This is a genomic window from Pectobacterium actinidiae (genome assembly GCF_000803315.1).
Taxonomy (GTDB): Bacteria; Pseudomonadota; Gammaproteobacteria; order Enterobacterales; family Enterobacteriaceae; genus Pectobacterium; species Pectobacterium actinidiae.
On the sequence record NZ_JRMH01000001.1, the window covers coordinates 2,674,572 to 2,697,467 of the forward strand.

21 protein-coding genes are annotated in these 22,896 nt (G+C 54.4%); 7 read left to right on the forward strand and 14 right to left on the reverse strand.

Translation table 11 applies throughout. The annotated features are described in order from the left end of the window. The first annotated feature begins 3 nt into the window (after positions 1-3). From KKH3_RS11350 to KKH3_RS11365, 4 genes are read left to right on the forward strand one after another with little or no spacing between them, the layout of a single operon-like run. Positions 4-1,053: a hemin-degrading factor gene (locus KKH3_RS11350; protein WP_039359531.1), complete on the forward strand. Its 1,050-nt coding sequence runs from the start codon at positions 4-6 to the stop codon at positions 1,051-1,053. After that, the gene (locus KKH3_RS11355) at positions 1,050-1,868 is read left to right on the forward strand and encodes a heme/hemin ABC transporter substrate-binding protein (RefSeq protein ID WP_039359534.1); all 819 of its coding nucleotides are present in this window, start codon (positions 1,050-1,052) and stop codon (positions 1,866-1,868) included. The genes KKH3_RS11350 and KKH3_RS11355 overlap by 4 nt, the downstream gene beginning before the upstream one ends. Continuing rightward, on the forward strand, positions 1,865-2,869 hold the full coding sequence (locus KKH3_RS11360; protein ID WP_039359537.1) for a FecCD family ABC transporter permease: 1,005 nt from the start codon (positions 1,865-1,867) through the stop codon (positions 2,867-2,869). The genes KKH3_RS11355 and KKH3_RS11360 overlap by 4 nt, the downstream gene beginning before the upstream one ends. After that, entirely contained in the window at positions 2,862-3,659 is a 798-nt protein-coding gene (locus tag KKH3_RS11365) for a heme ABC transporter ATP-binding protein (RefSeq protein ID WP_039359541.1), read from the forward strand. Before KKH3_RS11360 ends, KKH3_RS11365 begins: the two co-directional genes overlap by 8 nt. Positions 3,660-3,679: 20 nt before the next feature. Here the strand turns inward: KKH3_RS11365 and KKH3_RS11370 are convergent, their stop codons facing one another. The 9 genes from KKH3_RS11370 to KKH3_RS11410 all read right to left on the reverse strand — a co-directional run bounded on the left by KKH3_RS11370 (position 3,680) and on the right by KKH3_RS11410 (position 11,478). After that, a complete protein-coding gene (locus KKH3_RS11370) occupies positions 3,680-5,131 on the reverse strand; it encodes a protein adenylyltransferase SelO (RefSeq protein WP_039359544.1) in 1,452 nt (483 codons plus the stop codon). A gap of 186 nt (positions 5,132-5,317) precedes the next feature. After that, positions 5,318-6,043 carry an EAL domain-containing protein gene (locus KKH3_RS11375; RefSeq protein WP_039359547.1) on the reverse strand — a complete coding sequence of 242 codons (726 nt, stop codon included), beginning with the start codon at positions 6,041-6,043 and terminating at the stop codon, positions 5,318-5,320. A 136-nt stretch (positions 6,044-6,179) separates the two neighbouring features. Continuing rightward, complete coding sequence (lplA, locus tag KKH3_RS11380; RefSeq protein ID WP_039359551.1) at positions 6,180-7,196, reverse strand: lipoate--protein ligase; 1,017 nt, start codon at positions 7,194-7,196, stop codon at positions 6,180-6,182. A 40-nt stretch (positions 7,197-7,236) separates the two neighbouring features. After that, positions 7,237-7,713 carry an NlpC/P60 family protein gene (locus tag KKH3_RS11385; protein WP_412458869.1) on the reverse strand — a complete coding sequence of 159 codons (477 nt, stop codon included), beginning with the start codon at positions 7,711-7,713 and terminating at the stop codon, positions 7,237-7,239. Positions 7,714-7,860: 147 nt separating this feature from the next. Beyond that, the gene (btuD, locus tag KKH3_RS11390) at positions 7,861-8,637 is read right to left on the reverse strand and encodes a vitamin B12 ABC transporter ATP-binding protein BtuD (protein ID WP_039359554.1); all 777 of its coding nucleotides are present in this window, start codon (positions 8,635-8,637) and stop codon (positions 7,861-7,863) included. Beyond that, positions 8,638-9,189: a glutathione peroxidase gene (locus KKH3_RS11395; protein WP_039359557.1), complete on the reverse strand. Its 552-nt coding sequence runs from the start codon at positions 9,187-9,189 to the stop codon at positions 8,638-8,640. Between the two features lie 51 nt (positions 9,190-9,240). Next, entirely contained in the window at positions 9,241-10,236 is a 996-nt protein-coding gene (gene btuC, locus KKH3_RS11400; RefSeq protein ID WP_052201329.1) for a vitamin B12 ABC transporter permease BtuC, read from the reverse strand. A gap of 121 nt (positions 10,237-10,357) precedes the next feature. Next, positions 10,358-11,122, reverse strand: coding sequence for a class I SAM-dependent methyltransferase (locus tag KKH3_RS11405; RefSeq protein ID WP_039359560.1), 765 nt, complete (start codon positions 11,120-11,122; stop codon positions 10,358-10,360). A gap of 11 nt (positions 11,123-11,133) precedes the next feature. After that, positions 11,134-11,478, reverse strand: a complete 345-nt coding sequence (locus KKH3_RS11410) for a cupin domain-containing protein (protein WP_039359563.1) — start codon at positions 11,476-11,478, stop codon at positions 11,134-11,136. Positions 11,479-11,594: 116 nt separating this feature from the next. Here KKH3_RS11410 and KKH3_RS11415 point away from each other — a divergent pair, with 116 nt between their 5' ends. Next, complete coding sequence (locus KKH3_RS11415) at positions 11,595-12,311, forward strand: Crp/Fnr family transcriptional regulator (RefSeq protein WP_039359566.1); 717 nt, start codon at positions 11,595-11,597, stop codon at positions 12,309-12,311. A gap of 416 nt (positions 12,312-12,727) precedes the next feature. Here KKH3_RS11415 and cobB read toward each other — a convergent pair whose 3' ends face one another. From cobB to lolC, 5 genes are all read right to left on the reverse strand, one after another. Further along, on the reverse strand, positions 12,728-13,558 hold the full coding sequence (gene cobB / locus KKH3_RS11420; protein ID WP_039359569.1) for a Sir2 family NAD+-dependent deacetylase: 831 nt from the start codon (positions 13,556-13,558) through the stop codon (positions 12,728-12,730). 11 nt (positions 13,559-13,569) lie between these two features. Next, positions 13,570-14,484 (reverse strand): N-acetylglucosamine kinase, encoded by a 915-nt coding sequence (gene nagK, locus KKH3_RS11425; RefSeq protein ID WP_039359572.1) that lies wholly within the window; start codon positions 14,482-14,484, stop codon positions 13,570-13,572. Between the two features lie 84 nt (positions 14,485-14,568). Then, complete coding sequence (gene lolE, locus KKH3_RS11430) at positions 14,569-15,816, reverse strand: lipoprotein-releasing ABC transporter permease subunit LolE (protein ID WP_039359575.1); 1,248 nt, start codon at positions 15,814-15,816, stop codon at positions 14,569-14,571. After that, the gene (lolD, locus tag KKH3_RS11435) at positions 15,813-16,520 is read right to left on the reverse strand and encodes a lipoprotein-releasing ABC transporter ATP-binding protein LolD (protein ID WP_039359578.1); all 708 of its coding nucleotides are present in this window, start codon (positions 16,518-16,520) and stop codon (positions 15,813-15,815) included. The genes lolE and lolD overlap by 4 nt, the downstream gene beginning before the upstream one ends. Then, positions 16,513-17,715: a lipoprotein-releasing ABC transporter permease subunit LolC gene (lolC, locus tag KKH3_RS11440; RefSeq protein WP_039359581.1), complete on the reverse strand. Its 1,203-nt coding sequence runs from the start codon at positions 17,713-17,715 to the stop codon at positions 16,513-16,515. The genes lolD and lolC overlap by 8 nt, the downstream gene beginning before the upstream one ends. Positions 17,716-17,857: 142 nt before the next feature. Here lolC and mfd point away from each other — a divergent pair, with 142 nt between their 5' ends. Both mfd and yegD read left to right on the forward strand, forming a co-directional pair. Next, complete coding sequence (gene mfd / locus KKH3_RS11445; RefSeq protein WP_181939654.1) at positions 17,858-21,310, forward strand: transcription-repair coupling factor; 3,453 nt, start codon at positions 17,858-17,860, stop codon at positions 21,308-21,310. A 209-nt stretch (positions 21,311-21,519) separates the two neighbouring features. Next, positions 21,520-22,872: a molecular chaperone gene (gene yegD / locus KKH3_RS11450; RefSeq protein ID WP_039359584.1), complete on the forward strand. Its 1,353-nt coding sequence runs from the start codon at positions 21,520-21,522 to the stop codon at positions 22,870-22,872. Positions 22,873-22,896 lie beyond the last annotated feature (24 nt).

Genomic DNA, 22,896 nt, shown 5'->3' on the forward strand with positions numbered 1-22,896 from the left:
GAGATGCAGACGTCCATTTACCAACAATACCTCCAGGCTAAAGTAGAACATCCGCGCAAATACGCACGCGATCTGGCTGCGCTACTCGGCATCAGCGAAGCGGAACTCACACATGCCCGCGTCGGACACGATGCACAGCGTTTACAGGGTGATGCCAAAGTCTGGCTCAGTGCACTGGAGCAGGTTGGTAATACCAAGTCGATCACGCGCAACGAATACGCCGTGCATGAGCATACCGGTTACTATCAAAACCAGACGCTGGATGGGCATGCCGGCCTTATCCTCAACCCACGCGAGTTGGATCTGCGTTTGTTCCTTTCTCAATGGGCTTCCGCCTTTGCGCTGCGTGAAAACACCGCACGCGGTGAGCGTCAAAGCATTCAATTCTTCGATCATCAAGGCGATGCCATTCTGAAGGTCTACACCACTGACACCACCGATATGGCCGCCTGGCAGCTATTCGTTGAGAAATTTACCAGCAGCGAAAACCCTGCGTTGGCACTTCGCCCTGCTAACAGCACAGCCGCCGAGCAGGTCGTTGCCCACAATCCTCAGTTTGAAGCAGACTGGCGTGCGATGACGGATGTGCATGATTTCTTCATCCTGCTCAGACGCTATAACCTGACGCGCCAGCAGGCGTTTAACTCGGTCGCTGACGATCTGGCCTACCGTGTAGAAAACGATGCACTGTCACAGATTCTGTTTGCCGCGCGTGAAGATCAGAACGAGATCATGGTCTTTGTCGGTAACCGTGGCTGTGTGCAAATCTTCACCGGTACGCTTGAGCGTGTAGAGCGTATGGAACAACACGCGGAATGGATTAACATCTTTAATAAAGACTTCACCCTGCATTTGATCGAAGGCGCGATTGCTGAAAGTTGGATCACGCGTAAACCGACGGTCGACGGTATTGTGACCAGCCTCGAACTCTATGCCGCAGACGGCTCTCAAATTGCACAACTCTTTGGGCAACGTACCGAAGGCACGCCGGAACAACAGCAGTGGCGCGACCAGATCAATGCCCTGAAACCGCTTAAGGATCTCGCCGCATGAAAAACTGGCTATTCCCCCTGCTATTGACACTCCCACTGGGGGTGTCTGCTGCCGAACGTATCGTTTCTATCGGTGGTGACGTCACGGAAATCATCTATGCGCTAGGTGCAGAGAAAGATCTGGTTGCGCGCGATAGCACCAGCCTGCACCCGGAAGTCGTGAAAAAACTGCCTGATGTGGGCTACATGCGTCACCTCAATACCGAAGGTATTCTGGCGATGAAACCATCGCTGGTGGTTGCCAGCGACCTGTCTCAGCCGTCGCTCACCTTGCAGCAGGTGGCGGACAGCGGTACTAAAGTGATTCACGTCCCTGCACAACCGTCTTTGGACGTGGTGCCGCAGAAAATCGGCGTCATCGCACAGGCGTTGGGCAAAGACACCGAAGGTAAAACGTTGACGGAAACCTATCAACAGCAGTTGGCGGCAGTTAAAACAACGCCATTACCCGTCAAGACGTTATTTATTCTCAACCACGGCGGTATGAGTGCGATGGGGGCAGGTAAAAATACGCCGCCAGACACGATCATTCGCCACGCCGGGTTACAGAATGCTATGCAGAATGTTGAACGTTACCAGCAACTGTCTCAGGAAGGTGTGATTGCCAGTGCACCAGATCTGATTCTGATCTCCAGTCAGGGTCTGAAGACATTGGGCGGCGAAGCGCAAGTCTGGAAATTACCAGGACTAGAACTGACTCCAGCTGGCAAGAACAAGCGTCTGTTGGTCGTCGATGATATGGCAATGCTGGGCTTTACGCTCGGAACGCCAGCGTTGATGGCGACGCTGCGTCAGACCGCTGAAGCGATAAAATGACGTCACGGTTTCATCCGCGCACGTGGTTAATCGCGCTGTTATTGCTCATGGCGGTACTGATGGTGGGTGCCGCCAACATGGGTGCGTTGGCGTTGTCCCTCAAAACGCTATGGCAGACGCCTTTTGACGATCCGCTCTGGCATATTTGGCTGAACATCCGCGTTCCCCGCGTGCTGCTGGCGATCCTCGTCGGCGGCGCTCTGGCCTGTTCAGGCGCGATTATGCAAGGACTGTTTCGCAATCCTCTGGCCGATCCCAGCCTGCTTGGCATCAGCAGCGGGGCTGCGCTGTGTGTGGCACTCACTATCGTGCTGCCGCTTGGCCTTCCCCCTCTGTTGGCGCTTTACAGCCCGATGTTTGCCGCTTTCGCGGGTAGTCTGGCGATTACCGCTATCATTTTTATCCTCAGCCGCTCCGAACAGGGTGGGCTAACGCGATTACTGCTGGCGGGTATCGCGCTTAATGCGCTGTGCCTGGCGCTGATCGGCGTCTTAACCTACATCAGCACCGACCAACAATTGCGCCAGTTTTCACTCTGGGGCATGGGCAGCCTCGGACAGGCTCAGTGGCCAATGCTGTTAGTGACCAGCACGCTGGCCATTCCTGGCATGCTTGCCACACTGTACTACGCGCGTCGTCTGAATGTATTGCAGTTGGGGGATGAAGAGGCGCATTACCTCGGTATCAACGTAAAGCGTACCAAATATGCACTACTGCTACTCAGTTCGCTGCTGGTGGGGGTCGCCGTGGCAGTCAGCGGCGTGATCGGGTTTATCGGGCTCATTATCCCGCACCTGATGCGCTTGCATGTGGGTGCCGATCATCGCTGGCTCATTCCCGGTTCCATCCTCGGTGGTGCCTGTCTGCTGTTGTTTGCCGATACGCTGGCACGGACGCTACTTGCACCGGCAGAAATGCCCGTTGGACTGTTAAGCAGCCTGATTGGCGGGCCGTATTTCTTATGGCTGATCGTTCAGCACAAAGGACGCAGCAATGACTGACTCAGCGCTCGACCGGACATTGGTCGCACGTCATCTACGCTTTCAGACCAACGGACGCACTCTGACGGATGACGTTTCTCTGGAACTGCACAGTGGGGAAATCGTCGCGATTATCGGTCCTAACGGTGCGGGGAAATCCACCCTGCTCCGTTTACTGACCGGTTATTTGACGCCAGATGAAGGTGAGTGCTTGTTAGCCGGACAGCCTTTTTCGCACTGGCAGCCCGGCGCGCTTGCCAAAACGCGCGCGGTGATGCGTCAACATAGCGGTATGGCGTTTGCGTTTAGCGTAAGAGATGTCGTTGCGATGGGTCGCTCCCCTCATGGGCGCTATCCGAAAAATGATGATGTTATTCAGCAAGTCATGGCACAAACGGGCTGTCTGGAACTGGCTACGCGCGACTATCGTCAGCTTTCCGGCGGGGAGCAGCAGCGTGTACAACTGGCTCGCGTGCTGGCACAGCTGTGGCACCCTGAACCGACGCCGGGTTGGTTGTTTCTCGATGAACCGACTTCGGCGCTGGATCTGTATCATCAGCAGCACCTCTTACGGCTACTCAAACAGCTTACACGCGAACAGCCGTTATCCGCATGCTGCGTCCTGCACGATCTGAATCTGGCCGCGCTGTACGCCGACCGTATTCTGCTGCTGCACGAAGGGAAGCTGGTGGCACAAGGCACGCCCGCGCAGGTGTTACAGATAGACACGCTGACCCACTGGTATCGCGCCGATCTCAGCGTCGGTTCACACCCTGACTACACCATTCCGCAAGTTTATCTGCGGCAATAGTCTATTATCCCTGCTCCGGCCTAGCTGGAGCAGGAAATCTCCAGATGCTTACCCCATTCTGGCGGTAGCGCCGCTAAATCGTTCATATCAGGCTGATCATCATACGGCCGACACAGCGCCTGATGCAGACGCGCCAGCACACTGATGTCGTCGTTTTCCGCCCGTTCAATCGCCATTTGTGCCAGATAATTACGCAGAACATATTTCGGGTTCGTTGCATTCATCAACCGACGACGTTCCTCATCGCCCTGCTCTTCCTGCATCAGCCTCTGGCGATAGTTCGCAAACCAGCTATCAAACGCGGCTCTGTCGATGAATTCATCACGGAGCGGCGAGCGCAATTCTTGCTTCTCGCTATCTGCCAGCAGCCGGAACGTGCGGGTATAATCGCTACCTTCCTGCTGCATCAAACGCAGCAGCCCGACCAGCACGTCATTATCCTCCGGGCTCGCGGTAAATAAGCCCAGCTTAGCGCGCATCAGCGTGCCATAGTGCTGCATCAACGCTGGTTCATAGCGAGCAAGCGCACGCTCCAACGTTTCTGTGTCCATCAGCCCCGACAGCGCCTGCGCCAGACGATGCAAATTCCACAGCCCCACAGCGGGCTGATTATCAAACGCATAGCGCCCGCGATGGTCGGAATGATTGCAAATGAAATCAGGCTGGTAGGCATCTAAAAAGCCGTAAGGGCCGTAGTCGATGGTCAGTCCCAAAATCGACATGTTGTCCGTATTCATTACGCCGTGCGCAAACCCAACGGCCTGCCAATGTGTAATCAGCCGCGCGGTACGTTCTACCACATCACCAAACCACAGCTCATAACGACGCTCGTCGTTTTCCCACTGCGGCCAATAGCGGGCGATCACATACTCCGCCAACTGACGCACCTTTTCTGGTTCACGGCGATAGTAAAAGTGCTCAAAATGACCGAAACGCACATGGCTTTCCGCCACGCGCAGCAACATCGCCCCCTTTTCTTCTTGCTCACGCTGAACCGGATGTGTGCTGGTGACAATCGTCAGCGCCCGCGTGGTGGGGATCCCCAGATGGTGCATCGCTTCCGAAGCCAGAAATTCGCGTATTGCTGAACGCAGTACGGCACGACCGTCGCCCATACGTGAATACGGCGTCAGCCCCGCACCTTTCAAGTGCCAGTCCATGCTGCGGCCATCTGCCAACTGTTGTTCTCCTAGCAGGATGCCACGCCCGTCCCCCAACTGGCCGGCCCACACGCCAAACTGATGGCCGCTATAAACCTGCGCCAGCGGCGTCATGCCCGGCAGCAAACGCTCACCGCTCCAGACGGCGTCCTGTTCTGGCGTAAACCATTCAGACGACAGGCCGAGTTCCGCGGCCAATCCCTCGCTGTGATAAAGCAGACGAGCGCCATGCAGCGGCGTCGGCTGTAGCGCGGTGTAAAATCCCGGCAGTTGATGAAAATAGTGATTATTGAATAACGGTGTTTGCTGCATCCTGTCTCCCTAATACCACCCTGTTCAGGTGAAGAGAGCCATATGCTCACGACACAACGACTAACGGGTATGACGAAAGTGTAGAGGGATGATAATGAAATTAACACGGAGGAAATGCAGGGGTATTACTTTCACGATGGTATTCAGGAAAGACCGTCGCTCTCAAAGACGGTGGGAATAATTGAGTTAATCAATAATTGCCGTGCGTTGCTCAAGCCTGTCAAAATGTACGGCGGGCCACATTTGGCCTTGAACGGCATCAATGTTTAGCGACCTCATTTTGTTCAGGCTCGCCATAGTATCGATCTCTGTGGCGACGATACTGATACCTGAATAGCTGTTTTTAATCGTCCGCAGTAAGGGTTCCATCATCAGCGTATTGCCCGGGCGCGATAAAAGCTGCGTGATAAACTGACGATCTAATTTCACTCCACGTACTAGCCCATCGTGCAAAGGTTTAAGCGTTGTTTTTCCCGAACCAAAGTTATCCAACCATAAAGGAACGGATTGACTCAAATTCAGCAGCGTGGCGTTTTCTTTCCCCTGCGATAGCTGAGGGAAGAGTTCATTAATCTCCAACAGCACAAAATCGAGACGTTTGATTTCGCTGCGCAGCACGTCGGATTTAATTAGCATTTCGGTTATTTGACGCCCAACCTTCAGCACGAGCTGAATGTGGTTATCAATAAACCATGCGGATCTATCTTTGATAAAATGCAGTTGTTCACAAAAAAAATTATATTGTTGTCGTGGACTTAACTGCATGAGGAGAAGATCGGCTGGCATACTCAACTTGCCTGAAAGCCCATTAAAATGGCTGATCATTTCGACAGCCAGCAGCGTTCCATCCAACCTGAATATCGGCCAAAAAACGTAGTCACTGGTGTAATCAACAGCAAGATGGATGCGCATGATCCTGTACTGCATAGCGATTAATAATAATCACATTACGTTATTATTATAGATGAATCTACAGCGCTTATCGCACAACGCACGAAAAGCGCCTTTCTGCCATGCAGCGGGGTCATTAAGCGTCCTACTTCGCGATCTAGCGCAGGCTTTGTTCCAGCCAATTTGCCAGTTCCTGCAATTCGTTTTGCTGTTCGGGGAAGGTAGCGATCAGTGCCTGACACGTCGCCGCCAAGGCTTCTGGACGATACGCCGTTCCCTGTAATGCAGAGGCGAGTGCTTCTAGCGGCGCGGGGTTCAGGCTATCGGTATAAATCTGTGCACGGACAATCACACCGCGTTCCACATCGAAATGTAATTCAACGCCGCCCCAGGTAAAACGGTTATCCAGTAAGTGCGAGAAATCTGGTGCCTGACCGAAGTTCCATTCCCAGCTACTTTGACGCGCAAACTGTTCGCTGAATCCGGGTAGATCCGGGTGGGCAGATGGCGAGATGATTTCCGGCTCGCACTGTTCGCCAAAATAAGCAAAGAAGGCCTGTGTCACGGCCTGACTAATGACCTGATGATCGACAGAAGGCAGCAATTCCACCAGATTGGCGACGCGGGAACGCACGGACGTAATTCCTTTTGCCTGTAGCTTCTTAGCATCCGGGTTTAAATAATCCGCTAAACGACTGAGATCTGCGTTCAGCAGCAGCGTGCCGTGATGGAACCCGCGATCTTTGGTTTCGCGGTAGGCAGAACCGGACACCTTACGCACGCCGTCCGTGGTTTCCACCACCAGATCGTTACGCCCCGAGGCACTCGCTTTTAACCCAAGCGAACTGAGTGCATCCAGAACAATTTGCGTTGAGACGCTTTTATCGTATTCCGGTTTGCCCGCCATGAAGGTAAAGCAGGTATTACCGAGATCGTGGAAGACCGCTCCACCGCCGCTGCTGCGCCGTGCCAGCGTGATCCCATCCTCTTCCATCCGCCGTGTATTGCACTCTTTCCACGGATTTTGGGCACGACCGATGACTACCGTTTCCGCATTGCGCCATAAAAACAGCACCCGCTGCGTGGTGGGCATCTGGCGAAAAATGCACTCCTCAACGGCCAAATTAAACCAGGGATCGTAAGAGTCGGAGATCAATAAACGCAGAGAGGACATGAGTGGAGAGCTCCATGCTGTCAACAAAATAAGGAAGGAATCAGATACGGCGGGCCTGCCAGTACGCCCGTTTCCAGTACACGTTATCCAGCGATGAGCGGATTACACCCTGACTGGTAGAGGCATGAATAAACTGGTCGTCTTTGTCATAAATGCCGACATGCAGCCCACTGCTGCCGCTGCCAGTTTTGAAAAAGACCAAATCGCCCGGTAATAGATTATCGCGATCAACACGTTCGCCCAGTTCGGTTTGTTCTTCCGTGGTGCGCGGCAGTTGCATGCCAAACCTATCGCGAAATGTCAGGTAAACAAAGCCAGAACAATCGACGCCGTTACGATCCAGCCCACCATAGCGATAAGGCGTTCTGTACCATTGTCCGAGTTGATCGTTTAGCTGCACCATCACCATGATCGAATCGCTCAGACGCGCATTCGGCGGCGGATTATTATGCCGACTACTGCTACAGCCGACCAAAATCAGGCAGGCAAGAATCAAAGCGTGGCGTAAACGTATCATCGCGATTACCATAAAACCGCCGAGGCCATAGACCTCTAGCGTTTGAAAATGCTAGGTATTGGGTTAATTTAGCGTTTAATCGGGGTAACTGGCAAGTAAAGGCGATTTTTCCTATTTCTGACGACGCCGATTTTCTCGCGACAGCAGTCAGGCGCTGCGCGTGATGATCCAGTTTCTGCCATCAACCACGTGCCGCTGAAACGCAACACCGAACACAGGAGACAGCACGTCCGGCAGCATAACCTCCGCCGTTTTGCCCTGTGCCACCAGAGTACCAGCAGACAGCAGCCACACGCGATCCGCATGGTGGGCGCTGTGATTCAGATCGTGCGCGCAAACCATGACCGCGATGCCCAAACGACAGAGTTCGCTCAGTAACGCATCCAGTGCCACCTGCTGCGCCACATCCAGACTATTGGCCGGTTCATCCAGCAGCAGCAAACGCGCGTGCGGATTAATCGTCGGCCAAATTTGCAACAGTGCCGCCACCAGCCGAACGCGCTGCCATTCTCCTCCTGACAGCTGCGCGAGTGGACGCGACAGCTTGTCGGTTAACATCAAGCTTTCTGCCAGAAAATGCACCACCTTTTCGACCGCGTCTTCCTGAGCCAACGGCGGTTGATGCCGTTGCCAATACTGGAATACCGGCATCAGCGCCAGCGGCGGTTGCTGCTGTGCCAGATAGGCACGCCGCACGGCAAGATCCGCTGCCGTATAGTGCGACAGCGGCGTGCCAGCCAGATAAACTTCACCTTCCCCCTCCAGTAAGCCAGCCGCTCTTGCCAGCAAAGTACTCTTTCCCGCGCCGTTGGGGCCGATGATGTGCAGTAACTCACCACGACGACACTCTGCGTTCGTCGGCAACAAACGCGGCAAGACGCTAGCCTGCATCAGCTGTAATACTGGGGAAGTCTGCTGCGTCAATTATTTTGCCAACGCCTCTTCGATCGCTTTCACAATGGTGTCATGGTCAGGAGCCATATCCGGCGCAAAGCGATCAATCACGTTCCCTTCGCGATCCACCAAAAATTTCTCGAAGTTCCACAGGATGTCTTCTGGATTCTTGGGCTTACGGCCTTTATTGACCAAACGCGCAAAAAAGTCACTCTTCCAGGTTCCATTAGCTTCCGGTTGCTGACGAATCAACAACTGGTACAGCGGGTGACGGTTCTCGCCATTCACTTCGATTTTGCTGAACATCGGGAACTGAACGCCAAACGTCCCACGGCAGAATTCCTGAATTTCTTCTTCCGAGCCCGGTTCCTGCCCTGCAAATTCATTGGAGGGGAATCCCAGTACGACCAATCCTTTATCGCGATAGGTTTCGTAGAGTTTTTCCAACGCATCGTATTGTTTAGTCAGGCCACATTGAGAGGCGACGTTGACGACTAAAGCCACCTGCCCTTTAAACGCTTCAAACGTTGTCGCTTTTCCGTCAATGGTGGTCAGCGGAATAGTATAGATTTCAGTGCTCATCGTTTTGCTCCCTTCAGTGATAAACAAGAGTGGATAGAACAAGACATCTCGCTACAGTCGATTGCGTAATAGTAGCCAGATAAACCACGGCGATCCCAGCGTAGCGGTAACCACGCCTATCGGCAACTCGGCTGAACTCAGCGCAATGCGCGCGACGGTATCCGCCAGCAAAAGAACGCCACCGCCAGCCAACGCGCAGCCAGGCAATAAATAACGCTGATCGGTCAGTCCGCACAGCCGTAACATGTGTGGGATCACCAGACCAATAAACGCGATGATACCGGCCAGTGCCACACTCAGACCGACCTGTACGCCCATCACCAACACGAGAATAGTACGCCAGCGATAGACAGGGATACCCAACTGACGCGCCTGAATTTCACCCAGCGTCAGCCCGTTTAACACCGCCCCCTGACGACTCAACCACAGCACAAGCGGCAAGAGTGTCAGTATCAACCAACCGTGTCGCCAGTCAATGCCGCTAAAGCCGCCCATCATCCAATACATCAATTGGCGTAAATCGAGGCTGGTGCTGAAATAGACGGCCCAGGTCATCACCGCGCTACAGATAATCCCAAGCGCAATGCCAATGAGTAACAAGCGAGTATTAGAAATATGGCGGCGGGCAAAATGGAGTAACAGAAAGGTAATCAGCAGCGCGCCAGCAATCGCGCTCAGGCTTAACATCCAGACGGGCAGCAATCCCTGCCCCAACAGCACCGTCAGCACTAAGGCCACGCCAGCGCCGTTCGCCACGCCCAAGAGCCCTGGTTCCGCCAGCGGATTATCAAAGACAGCCTGCATTACGATGCCCGACATCGCCAGACTGGCCCCCACCAGCATCACGGCCAGCGTTCTGGGCAAACGCAGTTGCCAGACAAAGAGCTGCTGCGCGTCATCCAGCCAGGCCGTTGGCCAAATCCAGCGCTCCCCCGCGCACAGGCTGATGACCAGCGTGAGTGCAAGAAACGCCAACAGCAGTGCCAGACTCCGACGATCGCGTCTGCACTGCTGTTGTTTTAGCTGGCTGTAGTGGGGTAACGGCATAGCGTGCTTTAGCGGGATATCACCCGGCGGTCATTAAGTAGTGTCATGTATGTTAAACGATTTCGCTTACCTTACACGCATTTTCCTTGTTACCGCCACGCAACCAAAATGAAGACGATCGCTACTTCGTGCTACATACCGCAATATAGTTAAGCTGGTTCCGATTGCGGCGGAAGGTATGAAACATATTGAAGAACATACTGCGATTTTCTTTCTTCAGCGCATTTTTTACGATACGCGCCGCCCCCGCTAGCCCCTCATCATAGATCAGCCCCTGTGGCGTCAGCAGCGTCATTGCGCCGTTATCGTAGCTGACCCGACTAAAACCACACTCCTGAAACAGCGTCACCCAGCGCTCACGCAGCATCGGCTGGGCATGCACGTTAATCGCTTTATGCATCTGTTCCACCGCCTGTAATGCCCCGGTATCCTTCTCGGAAAGCAACATGATATCGTGCGTAATCAGACGACCACCGGGTTTCAACACGCGATAATATTCGGCAATAATCCGGCTCTTGGCCTTATCGGCATACATCGTGAGCATGGCTTCATTAATCACCACGTCAAAGTGATTATCGGGGAACGGCAGTTCCAGCGCATTGGCCTGCATAATCGTGACCTGAGAGGCTAAACCGTTCGCTGCTACATTTTCCTGCGCCTTCTGTAACGCGGCTTTATCCATATCCGCGCCAATAACCTGACAGCCAAACCGACGCGCAATTTCCATCGCTGTGGTGCCCATATTGCAGGCAACTTCTAATACTACGCTGTCCTGCCGGAACCCGGCCTGACTGAGCAGCCATTCCGTTGCCTTTCTGCCGCCGGGACGCAAACGCTTTTTCCCCAGTCGGGCTAAAAATTTATGTCCAGCTTCATGATCGCTCATACTGTCACTCCTTAATTCGGTGTTTTCAGCGTCTTCAACATCGTCAGCAACATACGCGACGACTGCTGCGCATCAACGGCATGTGGGATATTCGCGGGCATACGCACCAGCGTGCCGGGCTGCGCGACGACAGGCTCGCCCCCGATCGTCAGCAATAATTCACCTTCAAGTACCATAACCAGTGCATCATAAGGCGCACTGTGCTCGCTCAATCCCTGCCCCTGATCGAAGGCAAACAGCGTGACATTGCCGCCGTCGGTTCGAGCCAACACACGGCTGGCGATACCGTGTTCGGTTGGGGTAATTAATTCATGGAGAACCAGCGCCTGTGCCGCCGGGAGGGTATTTTCTTTCATAGAAACGCTCCGCTAGTGTCGATTCAGCGCGCCGTGATTTTGCTTGCCGAATCCATGCAAGTGATTATTATTTTCATTTACTAGCTTGATGGTAATACCAGCCTCTGGGAGGGCAAATGACATTTGTCAAAAAGGCGCTGTCACCCGATGAATACGGCGAGGTACTGTTTCAGCATGACTGGATGCGCGGTGAACCCAGCAATGTGGTGTGTGAGCTATTGGCTAAAAGTGAACGTCTGTTTTTCCAGCACGATGACATTCTGTTTCGTGAAGGCGACAAAATGCAGCACTGCTTACTGGTTGAAACGGGAAAATTACAGGCCTTTCGCCATACCTATGGCGGCGATGAGAAGATTTTCGGGCAATTTGAGCGCGGTGAATTTGTCGCCATCGCCGCCGTCTTTATGGATCACGGCCGCTTCCCGATGAATATCCGCGCACAGAGCGACGGTCACACGCTGATGATCCCACGGCAAGATATTCATCAGTTTTGCTTGCAACGCCCGGAGCTGGCACTGCGTTTGCTCAATTATCTGGGCAAGAAACTCTACTCGACGATCAACCAAATCGACTGGCTGACCTCCAGCTCCGCGCCACAGCGTCTGGCGGATTACCTACTGCGGCAGCACCACATTCAGCAAACCCAGCATCTGACACTACCGGTGAGCCGAGGCCAGCTTGCGACGTCATTAGGGATGCGCGGCGAAACGCTGAGCAGGCTCATGTCAGACTGGAAGCGACAAGGCCACATTATCTATCGGGGTCATCAAGTGGAATTATGCGATCTGAATTATCTGAAAGAACTGGCTGCCGAAGCTCGGCGGACATTCTGATTGATCGAAGCCTTTGTCGATTCAGGCATGGCAAGCGGATAGAACAATTTTGGATATACTTTTTGACAATTGTCATTCCCTCGTCATCGGATTATCAACTACGCTTAGCTGACATTGATGAGAATAGCTCTCATTAACACTTTTGTCTTTCATAAGACATCGTGAGGGTAACGCTATGCTGGGCTTTTTCCGACGAACCTTATCATTTCATGGAGCACGGCCACCGCATCCGCAGGCCGACTCGCCGACAGAAACCGTTTCGCATACGCGCTGTAGCGAGAGTGAATATTGTTTCTTTAACCATACCGCCATGTTGCCATTCGATCAGCTTGACGAATGTTGCAGCAGCAACGATCGGCAAGAGAAAACGTCATCCTCACACGATTCATGACGTTTTCGCTTCTTTTTGATGGCGTTTAAAACTTGATGCTTTGACCGCGCGTTAGCCAGGCAGCGACGAACTCGGGTACGACAGTGCTGGCGGGGCCGTAAATTTTTTCATCAAACTGGCTTTCTACCTGGCTCGGCTCCAGATTCAGTTCCAGCGTGTAGGCGCCGTGCGAATGGGCTTCATGGACAAAACCTGCGGCGGGATAGACATGCCCCGACGTGCCAATCGCAATAAAGTAGTCCGCCTGCGACAGCGCATGATAAATCTTGTCCATGTGCAGTGGCATTTCACCAAACCACACCACATGCGGGCGTAAGGGCGCGGGAAATTGGCAGCAGTGGCAACGTTCACCGACGGCAAGGTCGTCCGTCCACTCAAAAACCTGCCCACTTTGGCTACAGCGAATTTTCAGTAGCTCACCGTGCATATGAATCACGCGCTTGCTGCCAGCACGTTCATGCAGGTTATCGATATTTTGTGTAATCAGTTGGAAATTGTCTTCCAACATCGCTTCCAGATTCGCCAACGCCAGATGTGCGGCATTAGGCACAATTTCCGGCTGCTGTAACTGACGACGACGGGCGTTATAAAATGCCTGCACCAGCTCGGGATTACGCTGAAAGCCTTCGGGCGTCGCGACATCCTCAACACGGTGTTCTTCCCACAGCCCATCGGCCGCGCGAAAGGTACGAATGCCCGATTCCGCAGAAATACCGGCGCCCGTCAGTACCACCACACGCGGTTTTTTCACTTCGCTTGCTGCCAGATAATCACGATGGAAAATACGCGCACGAAGACGCTGTTGCCGCAGTCGCTTTCCCTTATGAAACCGCCCTAATCGTTGACGCGTATACATACCTTCTCCAGCTAGTTATCCATTAAGTGTAGCAACGCAGCACCACGTACGCCGCCCGCATCGCCATGACGCGCTTTCTCTATACGCGGCAGTTTCGCAATCGGTAAAAGTCGTGAAGGAAGGCGCGTCGGCAGAATTTGATAAATTTCATCAAAATTCGACAGGCCGCCGCCCAATACCAGCAGGTGTGGATCGAACAGCGTCAGTAAATTACCCAGACAGGCCGCCAGCAAATCCATAAAGCGATCGACAAATTCCAGCGCTTTTTCTTCTCCACCACGATAGTGCCGGATAATCGTCACAGCAGGCAGCGCTTCACCATACCGATGCTCGTACAGCCATTCAAAACCGCGGCCGGAAATATAATTCTCGATACAGCCAGATTGGCCGCAGCCGCACTTTACGCGGGGAATATCCACGCCAATGATATCCAGCGCGTCGGACGGCAGGCGGAGATGGCCAAACTCTCCCGCGATACCGTTGCGCCCGTCGACCGGACGCCCGTTAATCACCAGACCACCGCCCAGCCCCGTACCTAAAATCATGCCCAGCACGACAGGATAGGAACGAAATTCCGCATCCCAGGCTTCCGACAGCACAAAGCAGTTAGCGTCGTTACTGATGCGAATATCACGCTGCAAACGCTGCGACAAATCCGTACGCAGCGGTTTTCCCATCGTCGCAGGCAGATTAGCGGTGAATAGCGCACCATCGCTACCCGTTTCCATACCCGGTACGCCGAGACCAACCTTCCCCTGTACGCCAACCTGTGCATCGGCTTCATGCACCAGATCGACCAGTGTCGTGAGTAAGCCATCATAATTACTGCGCGGCGTCGGCACCCGCTTTTGCCACACCTTGTTCAACTCCGCGTCGAACACGCCCAGCTCAATTTTCGTGCCGCCCATGTCAAAACCGTAGTACATGACTGCTCCTTAGGGTGTGATCGCTTTCCCACACGATAGGGATTATCCCCGTCATCTCTCAAGCCGCATGTGCGTTGGCTTGGCTTACTGTCCGCTCAACACGCGGGCTGGGTCAATCCGGCTGGCGCGCCGCGCCGGATACCAGCTGGCAATCAAACTCAGCACCAACGACGTGCCTAATACGATGACAACGTCCATCAGATGCAATTCCGACGGCAGAAAATCGATAAAATAGATGTCGCCAGACAACAGTTTATGGCCGATAAGTGCCTCGATACCACGAATAATCGGCGTCAGTTGCAAGGTCACGATCACGCCGACTACTGCACCTATCACGCTGCCTAGCAGCCCGGCCAATAGCCCGTACCAGACAAAGATAGCGCGAATCAGCCCGTCTGACGCGCCCAGCGTACGCAACACCGCGATATCGCTGCTTTTGTCTTTCACCGCCATCACCAGCGTTGAAACAATATTAAAGCAGGCCACGCCAATCACCAGAATCATCGCCAGATACATGATGGTTCTCACCATCTGGATGTCTCGGTACATATAACCATAGGTGCCAATCCAACTGCTAATAGTGACATAAGCCTTCGTGGCCATACCCGCATCACGCACCAGTTTATTGGCGGAGAACACATCTTTAGCCTTGATGGCGATCCCCGTTACGCTCTGTCCCATATCCAGATACTGCTGGGCATCGGCAAGCGGAATCAGCGCCAGACCGTGATCGAGTTGGCCGCTCAGTTGTAAAATGCCACTGACGTGCAGCCGGATGCGTTTAGGCTGCATCAGCTTCATTTCAGGGTCGCTGTTCGGGATCATCACCGTAACCCAATCCCCTTCAGCCACATTCAACGCCTTCGCGACGCCCTGCCCGATAATGACCTGCTGTTCGCCCGCGCGAAACCGCTGCCAGGCATTATTGATCACATAGTTGGGCAGTGCGCTAAGACGTGTTTCCTGCTGCGGATCGACGCCTTTTACTTGAATCGCCTGAAGCTTGGCACCGTTTTCCAACAGCCCAGTGAAATTGATATAAGGCGCGGCGGCGGCAACGCCAGGAACCTGTTCGATTTTAGGTAGGATGTCCTGCCAGCCGTCAAAAGGCTGATTAACTGGTGCGATCTCGCCGTGCGGCACCACGGCCAGAATGCGGTTATTCAGTTCACGTTCAAAGCCATTCATCGCACTCAGGCCAAGAATCAACACCGCAACACCGAGAGCGATCCCCAACGTTGAAATGACGGAGATCAGCGAAACCATGCCGCCACGCCGACGGCCACGGCTAAAGCGCAGACCAATCAGCAACGAGAGCGGAGGAAAGGTCATTGCCGCGCTCCCATCAGGGTCAGTTCCTGCTGCAACTGACCGTCGCGCATTTCCAGTTGACGATTTAGTCTGCTAGCCAACTGCAAGTCATGCGTCACCACCAGGAAAGCCGTACCCTGCCGGACGTTCAGTTCGCCTAACAGCTCGAAAATGGTATCCGCCGTACGCTGATCGAGGTTACCGGTCGGTTCATCCGCCAGCACCAGCGAGGGGCTGTTGACCAGTGCTCTGGCAATCGCGACACGCTGCCGCTCGCCGCCGGACAACTCCGACGAACGGTGGTGGCTACGCGATTCCAATCCAACAGCCGCCAGCATTTCGCGTGCTTTATCCTGTGCCTGTGACGTCGGCACTTTGCCAATCAGCAACGGCATGGCAACGTTTTCCAGCGCAGTGAAATCCGGCAGCAGATGGTGAAATTGATAAATAAAACCCAGCTCGCGATTGCGTAAATCGGCTTTTGCCGCCGCCGAAAGCGAACTCAGCGGTTGGCCTTTAAAGATAACTTCGCCAGAGGTCGGCGTATCCAACCCGCCCAGCACATGCAGCAACGTACTTTTACCCGAACCGGAACTCCCGACGATCGCCATCATTTCCCCGCAGCTCATCTCAAAAGAGACATCGCGTAACACGTCGGTAGACAGCTTGCCGTCCTGATAGCGCTTAGACAGGTTAGTACACTGCAATAACGGTAAATCACTCATAACGTAAAGCCTCAGCGGGTTGAACGGCGGCAGCGCGCCATGACGGGTAAAGTGTCGATAAGAGGGCAATCACCATCGCGGAAATCGCGATCGTCACGACCTGCGCGGGGTCGATCGCCACTGGCAGCGCGGCACCATCCAGCAACACGCCCAATATTGGCATCAGCGTATTCAGTTGGCTGGCCAATAACGTCCCCAGCAATGCCCCTAACAACGCGCCAATCACGCCAGCGCTGCCCCCCTGCACGATAAACACCGCCATAATCTGACGTTGAGTCAGCCCCTGCGTTTGCAGAATGGCGACTTCTCCCTGTTTTTCCATCACCAGTAAACCCAGCGAGGTAATAATATTGAACGCGGCCACGGCGACGATCAGGCTGAGCAGCAGCCCCATCATATTTTTCTCCATGCTTACGGCCTGAAACAGCTCACCTTTACGTTCGCGCCAGTCTTTCCAGACGGTGCCTTCCGGCAGCGTTTGCGTGCTCAGCGTATCAACCAGCAGCGGCTTTTCCAGCCACAAACGCCAACCGGTAATGTGGTTCGTCGGATAGCGCATTAGCCGTGAGGCATCCTGCTGATTCACCAGCAGTTGGTAGCTATCCACTTCGCTGTTGGCGGCAAAGGTTCCGGCAACGGTAAAAATACGCTGGCTGGGGATACGCCCCATCGGCGTCAACTGACTGGCGCTCGTTACCATCATGCGAATTTGATCGCCAGCTTTAACACCCAACTGTGCGGCCAGTTTCTCGCCCAAAATGGCCCGGTACTGACCAGATTGCAGTTGCTGCTGTTTGACGTTAACCAGATAGCGTGACAGCGGATCCTGCTCGTCAGGATCAATGCCTAACATCACGCCCACGGCGACGCTGCGAGCACTTTGTAGCACCACATCGCCCGTCGTTAGCGGCGCAACGCGCGTTACACCTTCCAGCGAGTCTAAGGAGGAAGCAGGAATCAACGCCGGGTTCAGCGAACCCTGCGGCGTAGAAATAACCGCCTGAGGCATCACGCCCAGAATATTGCCTTCCAGCTCGCGTTCGAAACCGTTCATTACAGAAAGCACGGTGACCAGCGCCATCACGCCCAGCGTGATGCCAATGGCGGATAACCAGGAGACAAACCGGCCGAAGCGGTCTGATGCACGCCCGCGCATGTAGCGCAGGCCAATAAATAAAGCGACAGGTTGATACATGAAATCCGTCTGGATAAGGTTGCCAAAGCAAAGTGATCAAGGATAATAAAGGGTAGTACTGCTTTATGGAACCCTAACACCCTCACTCTACGGCTTTTTCTTATTCCTGGCCGGATGCAGGGAGGCGAGACCCGATAATCAGATGATGCCTGAAAATTACCGTTATTCGCTGCCGCCCAAAGCGGGTGAGCAGCGCCTGCTGGGCCAGTTAACCGGCGCTGCCTGCGCCGTCGAATGTGCAGAAATCATTGAACGCCACGCCGGGCTGGTGGTGCTTATCGCGCCTGATATGCAAAACGCCCTGCGATTGCGTGATGAAATTCAGCAATTTACCGACCAGCACGTTACCACGCTGCCTGACTGGGAAACGCTGCCCTACGATAGTTTTTCTCCGCATCAGGAAATTATTTCTACCCGCCTTTCCACGCTCTATCAATTGCCTAACATGACGCGCGGCGTTCTGATTCTGCCAGTCAACACGCTGATGCAGCGCGTTTGTCCGCACAGTTTCCTGCACGGTCATGCACTGGTGTTGAAAAAAGGTCAGCGCCTCTCGCGTGACAAGTTGCGTTCGCAGTTGGAGCAGGCGGGCTACCGCAGCGTGGATCAGGTTATGGAACACGGTGAGTATGCCACGCGTGGCGCTCTGCTGGATCTGTTCCCGATGGGGAGCGAAGAGCCTTATCGTATCGATTTCTTTGACGACGAGATCGACAGCCTGCGTCTGTTCGATGTGGATACACAGCGAACCCTGAATGAAGTGCCGCACATTAATCTGTTGCCCGCCCATGAGTTCCCGACCGATAAAGCCGCCATCGAACTTTTCCGCAGCCAGTGGCGCGAACAGTTCGAAGTACGGCGCGATGCCGAGCACATCTATCAGCAGGTTAGCAAAGGCGTCTGGCCCGCAGGGATCGAATACTGGCAGCCGTTATTCTTCAGTGAACCGCTGCCGTCGCTGTTCAGCTACTTCCCGAACAACACGCTGATCGTTAACACTGGCAATCTCGAGCAGAGCGCCGAGCGTTTCTGGCAGGATATTCAGCAGCGTTTCGAAAGCCGTCGTGTCGACCCGATGCGACCACTGCTGCCATCAGATTCACTCTGGCTACGTGTTGACGGTCTGTTCACCGAGCTGAAAGCGTGGCCGCGCGTGCAGTTAAAAACCGATACGCTGCCGGAAAAAGCTGCCAACGTGAATCTGGCCTATCTGCCGCTGCCGGAGTTGGCGATTCAGCACCAGCAGAAATCCCCGTTGGATGCGCTGCGCCGTTTTATCGAACAGTTCGAAGGCCAAATCATTTTTTCCGTCGAGAGCGAAGGCCGACGTGAAACGCTGCAAGAGCTGCTGGCGCGCATCAAACTGAACCCGACGCTCATCAGCACGCTGGATCAGGCTCAAGGGCGTGGTACTTACCTCATCATCGGTGCCAGTGAGCACGGTTTTATCGACACGCTACGCCAGCGCGCGTTGATCTGCGAAAGCGATCTGCTGGGTGAACGCGTCAGTCGCCGCCGTCAGGATAGCCGCCGCACGATTAATACCGATACGCTGATCCGCAATCTGGCGGAACTGCGGCCGGGGCAGCCCGTCGTCCACCTCGAACACGGCGTTGGCCGCTATGCCGGACTGACTACGTTAGAAGCAGGCGGTATCAAAGCCGAATACCTGATTTTGACCTATGCAGGTGAAGACAAGCTGTACGTTCCGGTTTCCTCGCTGCATTTGATCAGCCGCTACGCGGGCGGTGCCGATGAGAATGCGCCGCTGCATAAACTGGGTGGCGATGCCTGGTCACGCGCACGTCAAAAGGCGGCGGAAAGGGTGCGCGATGTCGCCGCCGAGCTGCTGGATATTTATGCCCAGCGTGCGGCAAAGAGCGGCTTTGCGTTTAAGCACGACAAAACACAGTACCAGCTTTTCTGCGAAAGTTTCCCCTTCGAGACCACGCCCGATCAGGCGCAGGCCATCAACGCCGTGCTGAGCGACATGTGCCAGCCGCTGGCGATGGATCGTCTGGTGTGCGGCGATGTCGGCTTTGGGAAAACCGAAGTGGCGATGCGCGCCGCATTTTTAGCCGTTGAAAACCATAAGCAGGTTGCCGTTTTAGTGCCGACGACGCTGTTGGCGCAGCAGCATTTTGACAACTTCCGCGATCGCTTTGCCAATTGGCCGGTGAAGATTGAAATGATCTCTCGCTTCCGCAGCGCACGTGAACAAACTCAGGTGCTGGAGGAAACGCAGGAAGGTAAAGTCGATATTCTGATCGGCACCCATAAACTGTTACAGAGCGACGTGCGCTGGCGCGATTTAGGGCTGCTGATTGTGGATGAAGAGCACCGCTTCGGTGTACGTCATAAAGAACGTATCAAAGCGATGCGAGCGGATGTCGATATCTTGACGCTGACCGCCACGCCGATTCCGCGGACGCTCAACATGGCCATGAGCGGGATGCGCGATCTGTCGATCATCGCTACGCCGCCAGCCCGCCGTTTGGCAGTGAAAACGTTCGTGCGCGAGTATGACAATCTGGTGGTGCGCGAAGCGATTCTGCGTGAGATTCTGCGCGGCGGACAGGTGTACTACCTCTATAACGACGTCGAAAATATCGAGAAAGCGACGCAGCGGCTGGCGGAACTGGTGCCAGAAGCGCGCATCGCAATCGGTCACGGTCAGATGCGTGAACGCGAGCTGGAACGGGTCATGAACGACTTCCACCACCAGCGTTTTAACGTGCTGGTGTGTACCACAATCATCGAAACGGGGATCGATATACCGAGTGCCAACACCATCATCATCGAGCGTGCCGATCACTTCGGCTTGGCACAGTTGCATCAGTTGCGCGGTCGCGTCGGTCGCTCCCACCATCAGGCTTACGCCTACCTGCTGACGCCGAATCCTAAAGCGATGAGCACCGATGCGCAGAAGCGTCTGGAAGCCATCGCCTCGTTGGAAGATCTCGGCGCCGGCTTTGCGTTGGCAACGCACGATCTGGAAATTCGTGGGGCAGGTGAACTGCTAGGAGACGATCAGAGCGGACAGATGACCAGTGTCGGTTTCTCACTGTATATGGAACTGCTGGAAAGTGCCGTCGATGCCTTAAAAGCGGGTCGGGAGCCGTCGTTGGAAGATCTGATTAACAGCCAGACCGACGTCGAACTGCGTTTGCCTGCCCTGCTGCCCGACGATTTCATTCCCGACGTCAATACGCGCCTGTCGTTATACAAACGTATTGCCAGTGCGAAAACCACTGCCGAGCTGGATGAGTTGAAGGTCGAACTGATCGATCGCTTCGGCCTCCTTCCCGATGCAAGCCGCTATTTGTTGCAGATTGCCGCCCTGCGTCAACAGGCACAGGCACTGGGGATTCGCCGTATTGAAGGGAATGAGAAAGGCGGTTTTATCGAATTCAGCGAACAAAACCGCGTCGATCCCTCCCACCTTATCGGCCTGTTACAGCGCGATCCGGGCACTTACCGTCTTGATGGCCCGACCCGCCTGAAATTCATGAAGGATTTGAGCGACCGCCCGCAGCGCATCGAGTTTATCGGCTCACTGCTGGGGAATATGGCGCAGCATACGCTGGCAGCGTAAGGTGTTTTCAGCATACTCAACGGGAACCTGCGGGTTCCCGTCAAACATCTTTCCCTACTCCGTTGCATCCGCCTTTACAAGCCCTACCGTAACGCAGTAAAGTCGCCCCCCCTTTTTATCGCCCACCACTTCTGCCTGCTCATTCTGGCCATTGTTGGTACGACGTTAAAAATCTCTCCCGAAAATTTCTCATGGCATGGGGTCTCACTATGTTTATCGGTTTTGACTACGGTACAGCCAACTGTTCAGTGGCGGTTATGGAGGCGGGTACGCCACGGCTCCTGTCGCTGGAAAATGGCTCGCCTTATCTTTCTTCTCTGCTGTGCGCACCCGTGCGTGAAGCGGTTAGCGAGTGGTTATGGCGACACCATCAGGTCAATGCTGAGGGTGAGAACGCGCTGCTGCTGAAGCGTGCCATCAGCTACAACCGCGAGGAAGATATCCGCGTACAGCCTGATAGCGTGAAATTTGGGCGCGATGCATTACGCCATTATATGGATGATCCAGAAGAGACGTGGTTCGTTAAATCGCCGAAGTCCTTCCTTGGTGCCGTCGGGCTGAAAGCCCAGCAGATTGCGCTGTTTGAAGATTTGGTCTGCTCCATGATGCTGCATATCCGCACGCAGGCAGAAAGCCAGCTCGACCAGCCTATTCGTCAGGCCGTCATCGGTCGTCCGATTAACTTTCAGAGTATCGGCGGCGAAGAAGCCAACCAACAGGCGCAAGGAATCTTAGATCGTGCAGCCCACCGTGCCGGATTTGAAGACGTCGTCTTCCAGTTTGAACCCGTGGCCGCCGGGCTGGATTTCGAATCTACGCTGATGAAAGAAACGCGTGTGCTGGTTGTGGATATCGGCGGCGGAACCACCGACTGCTCCATGCTGCTTATGGGCCCAGAATGGCACAAGCAACACGAACGTTCGCAAAGTCTGTTAGGACACAGCGGTTGCCGCGTTGGCGGTAACGATCTGGACATCATGCTTGCGTTCAAACAGTTGATGCCACTGCTTGGCATGAATAGCGAGACGGAAAAAGGCATCGCTCTGCCGATCATGACCTGGTGGAATGCGGTCGCAATTAACGATATTCCGGCACAAAAAGAGTTTCATAGCACCGCCAGCCGCGCGTTAATCAACGAAATGATCCGTGATGCCCGCCAGCCCGAGCTGGTGAAAAGACTGCTGACCGTCTGGCAACAGCGCCTGAGCTACCGTCTGATTCAACTGGCGGAAGAGAGTAAGATTGCGCTTTCCAACCAGTCGGAAACGGCAGCCGATTTACACTTTATCGAATCGGGTCTGGCAACGTGTATTCATGCTGATGAACTCAACGCTGCCATCGATAATCCGCTCATGCGTATTCAGCAACAGGTGACGCTGGCGCTAGAAACCAGCCAGACCCGACCGGAAGTGATCTACCTGACTGGCGGTAGCGCACGTTCTCCCCTCCTTCGTCAGGCCATTCAGCAATTGCTTCCTGATATTCCTATCGCCAGCGGCAACGACTTTGGTTCCGTTACCGCCGGATTGGCGCGCTGGGCGGAGATTATCTTTCGCCGTTAATCCAAAAACGAGACGCCAACCACG

What these genes read in the sequence shown, in the direction of transcription:
- KKH3_RS11370 (WP_039359544.1), bottom strand. Translation starts at nt 5,131, where the DNA reads ATGCAGCAAACACCGTTATTCAATAATCACTATTTTCATCAACTGCCG.
- KKH3_RS11350 (WP_039359531.1), top strand. Translation starts at nt 4, where the DNA reads ATGCAGACGTCCATTTACCAACAATACCTCCAGGCTAAAGTAGAACAT.
- lolD (WP_039359578.1), bottom strand. Translation starts at nt 16,520, where the DNA reads ATGAGTGATTTACCGTTATTGCAGTGTACTAACCTGTCTAAGCGCTAT.
- mfd (WP_181939654.1), top strand. Translation starts at nt 17,858, where the DNA reads ATGATGCCTGAAAATTACCGTTATTCGCTGCCGCCCAAAGCGGGTGAG.
- KKH3_RS11375 (WP_039359547.1), bottom strand. Translation starts at nt 6,043, where the DNA reads ATGCGCATCCATCTTGCTGTTGATTACACCAGTGACTACGTTTTTTGG.
- KKH3_RS11410 (WP_039359563.1), bottom strand. Translation starts at nt 11,478, where the DNA reads ATGAAAGAAAATACCCTCCCGGCGGCACAGGCGCTGGTTCTCCATGAA.
- lolC (WP_039359581.1), bottom strand. Translation starts at nt 17,715, where the DNA reads ATGTATCAACCTGTCGCTTTATTTATTGGCCTGCGCTACATGCGCGGG.
- KKH3_RS11385 (WP_412458869.1), bottom strand. Translation starts at nt 7,713, where the DNA reads ATGATACGTTTACGCCACGCTTTGATTCTTGCCTGCCTGATTTTGGTC.
- KKH3_RS11405 (WP_039359560.1), bottom strand. Translation starts at nt 11,122, where the DNA reads ATGAGCGATCATGAAGCTGGACATAAATTTTTAGCCCGACTGGGGAAA.
- yegD (WP_039359584.1), top strand. Translation starts at nt 21,520, where the DNA reads ATGTTTATCGGTTTTGACTACGGTACAGCCAACTGTTCAGTGGCGGTT.
- lolE (WP_039359575.1), bottom strand. Translation starts at nt 15,816, where the DNA reads ATGACCTTTCCTCCGCTCTCGTTGCTGATTGGTCTGCGCTTTAGCCGT.
- KKH3_RS11360 (WP_039359537.1), top strand. Translation starts at nt 1,865, where the DNA reads ATGACGTCACGGTTTCATCCGCGCACGTGGTTAATCGCGCTGTTATTG.
- btuC (WP_052201329.1), bottom strand. Translation starts at nt 10,236, where the DNA reads ATGCCGTTACCCCACTACAGCCAGCTAAAACAACAGCAGTGCAGACGC.
- KKH3_RS11355 (WP_039359534.1), top strand. Translation starts at nt 1,050, where the DNA reads ATGAAAAACTGGCTATTCCCCCTGCTATTGACACTCCCACTGGGGGTG.
- nagK (WP_039359572.1), bottom strand. Translation starts at nt 14,484, where the DNA reads ATGTACTACGGTTTTGACATGGGCGGCACGAAAATTGAGCTGGGCGTG.
- KKH3_RS11395 (WP_039359557.1), bottom strand. Translation starts at nt 9,189, where the DNA reads ATGAGCACTGAAATCTATACTATTCCGCTGACCACCATTGACGGAAAA.
- lplA (WP_039359551.1), bottom strand. Translation starts at nt 7,196, where the DNA reads ATGTCCTCTCTGCGTTTATTGATCTCCGACTCTTACGATCCCTGGTTT.
- KKH3_RS11415 (WP_039359566.1), top strand. Translation starts at nt 11,595, where the DNA reads ATGACATTTGTCAAAAAGGCGCTGTCACCCGATGAATACGGCGAGGTA.
- KKH3_RS11365 (WP_039359541.1), top strand. Translation starts at nt 2,862, where the DNA reads ATGACTGACTCAGCGCTCGACCGGACATTGGTCGCACGTCATCTACGC.
- cobB (WP_039359569.1), bottom strand. Translation starts at nt 13,558, where the DNA reads ATGTATACGCGTCAACGATTAGGGCGGTTTCATAAGGGAAAGCGACTG.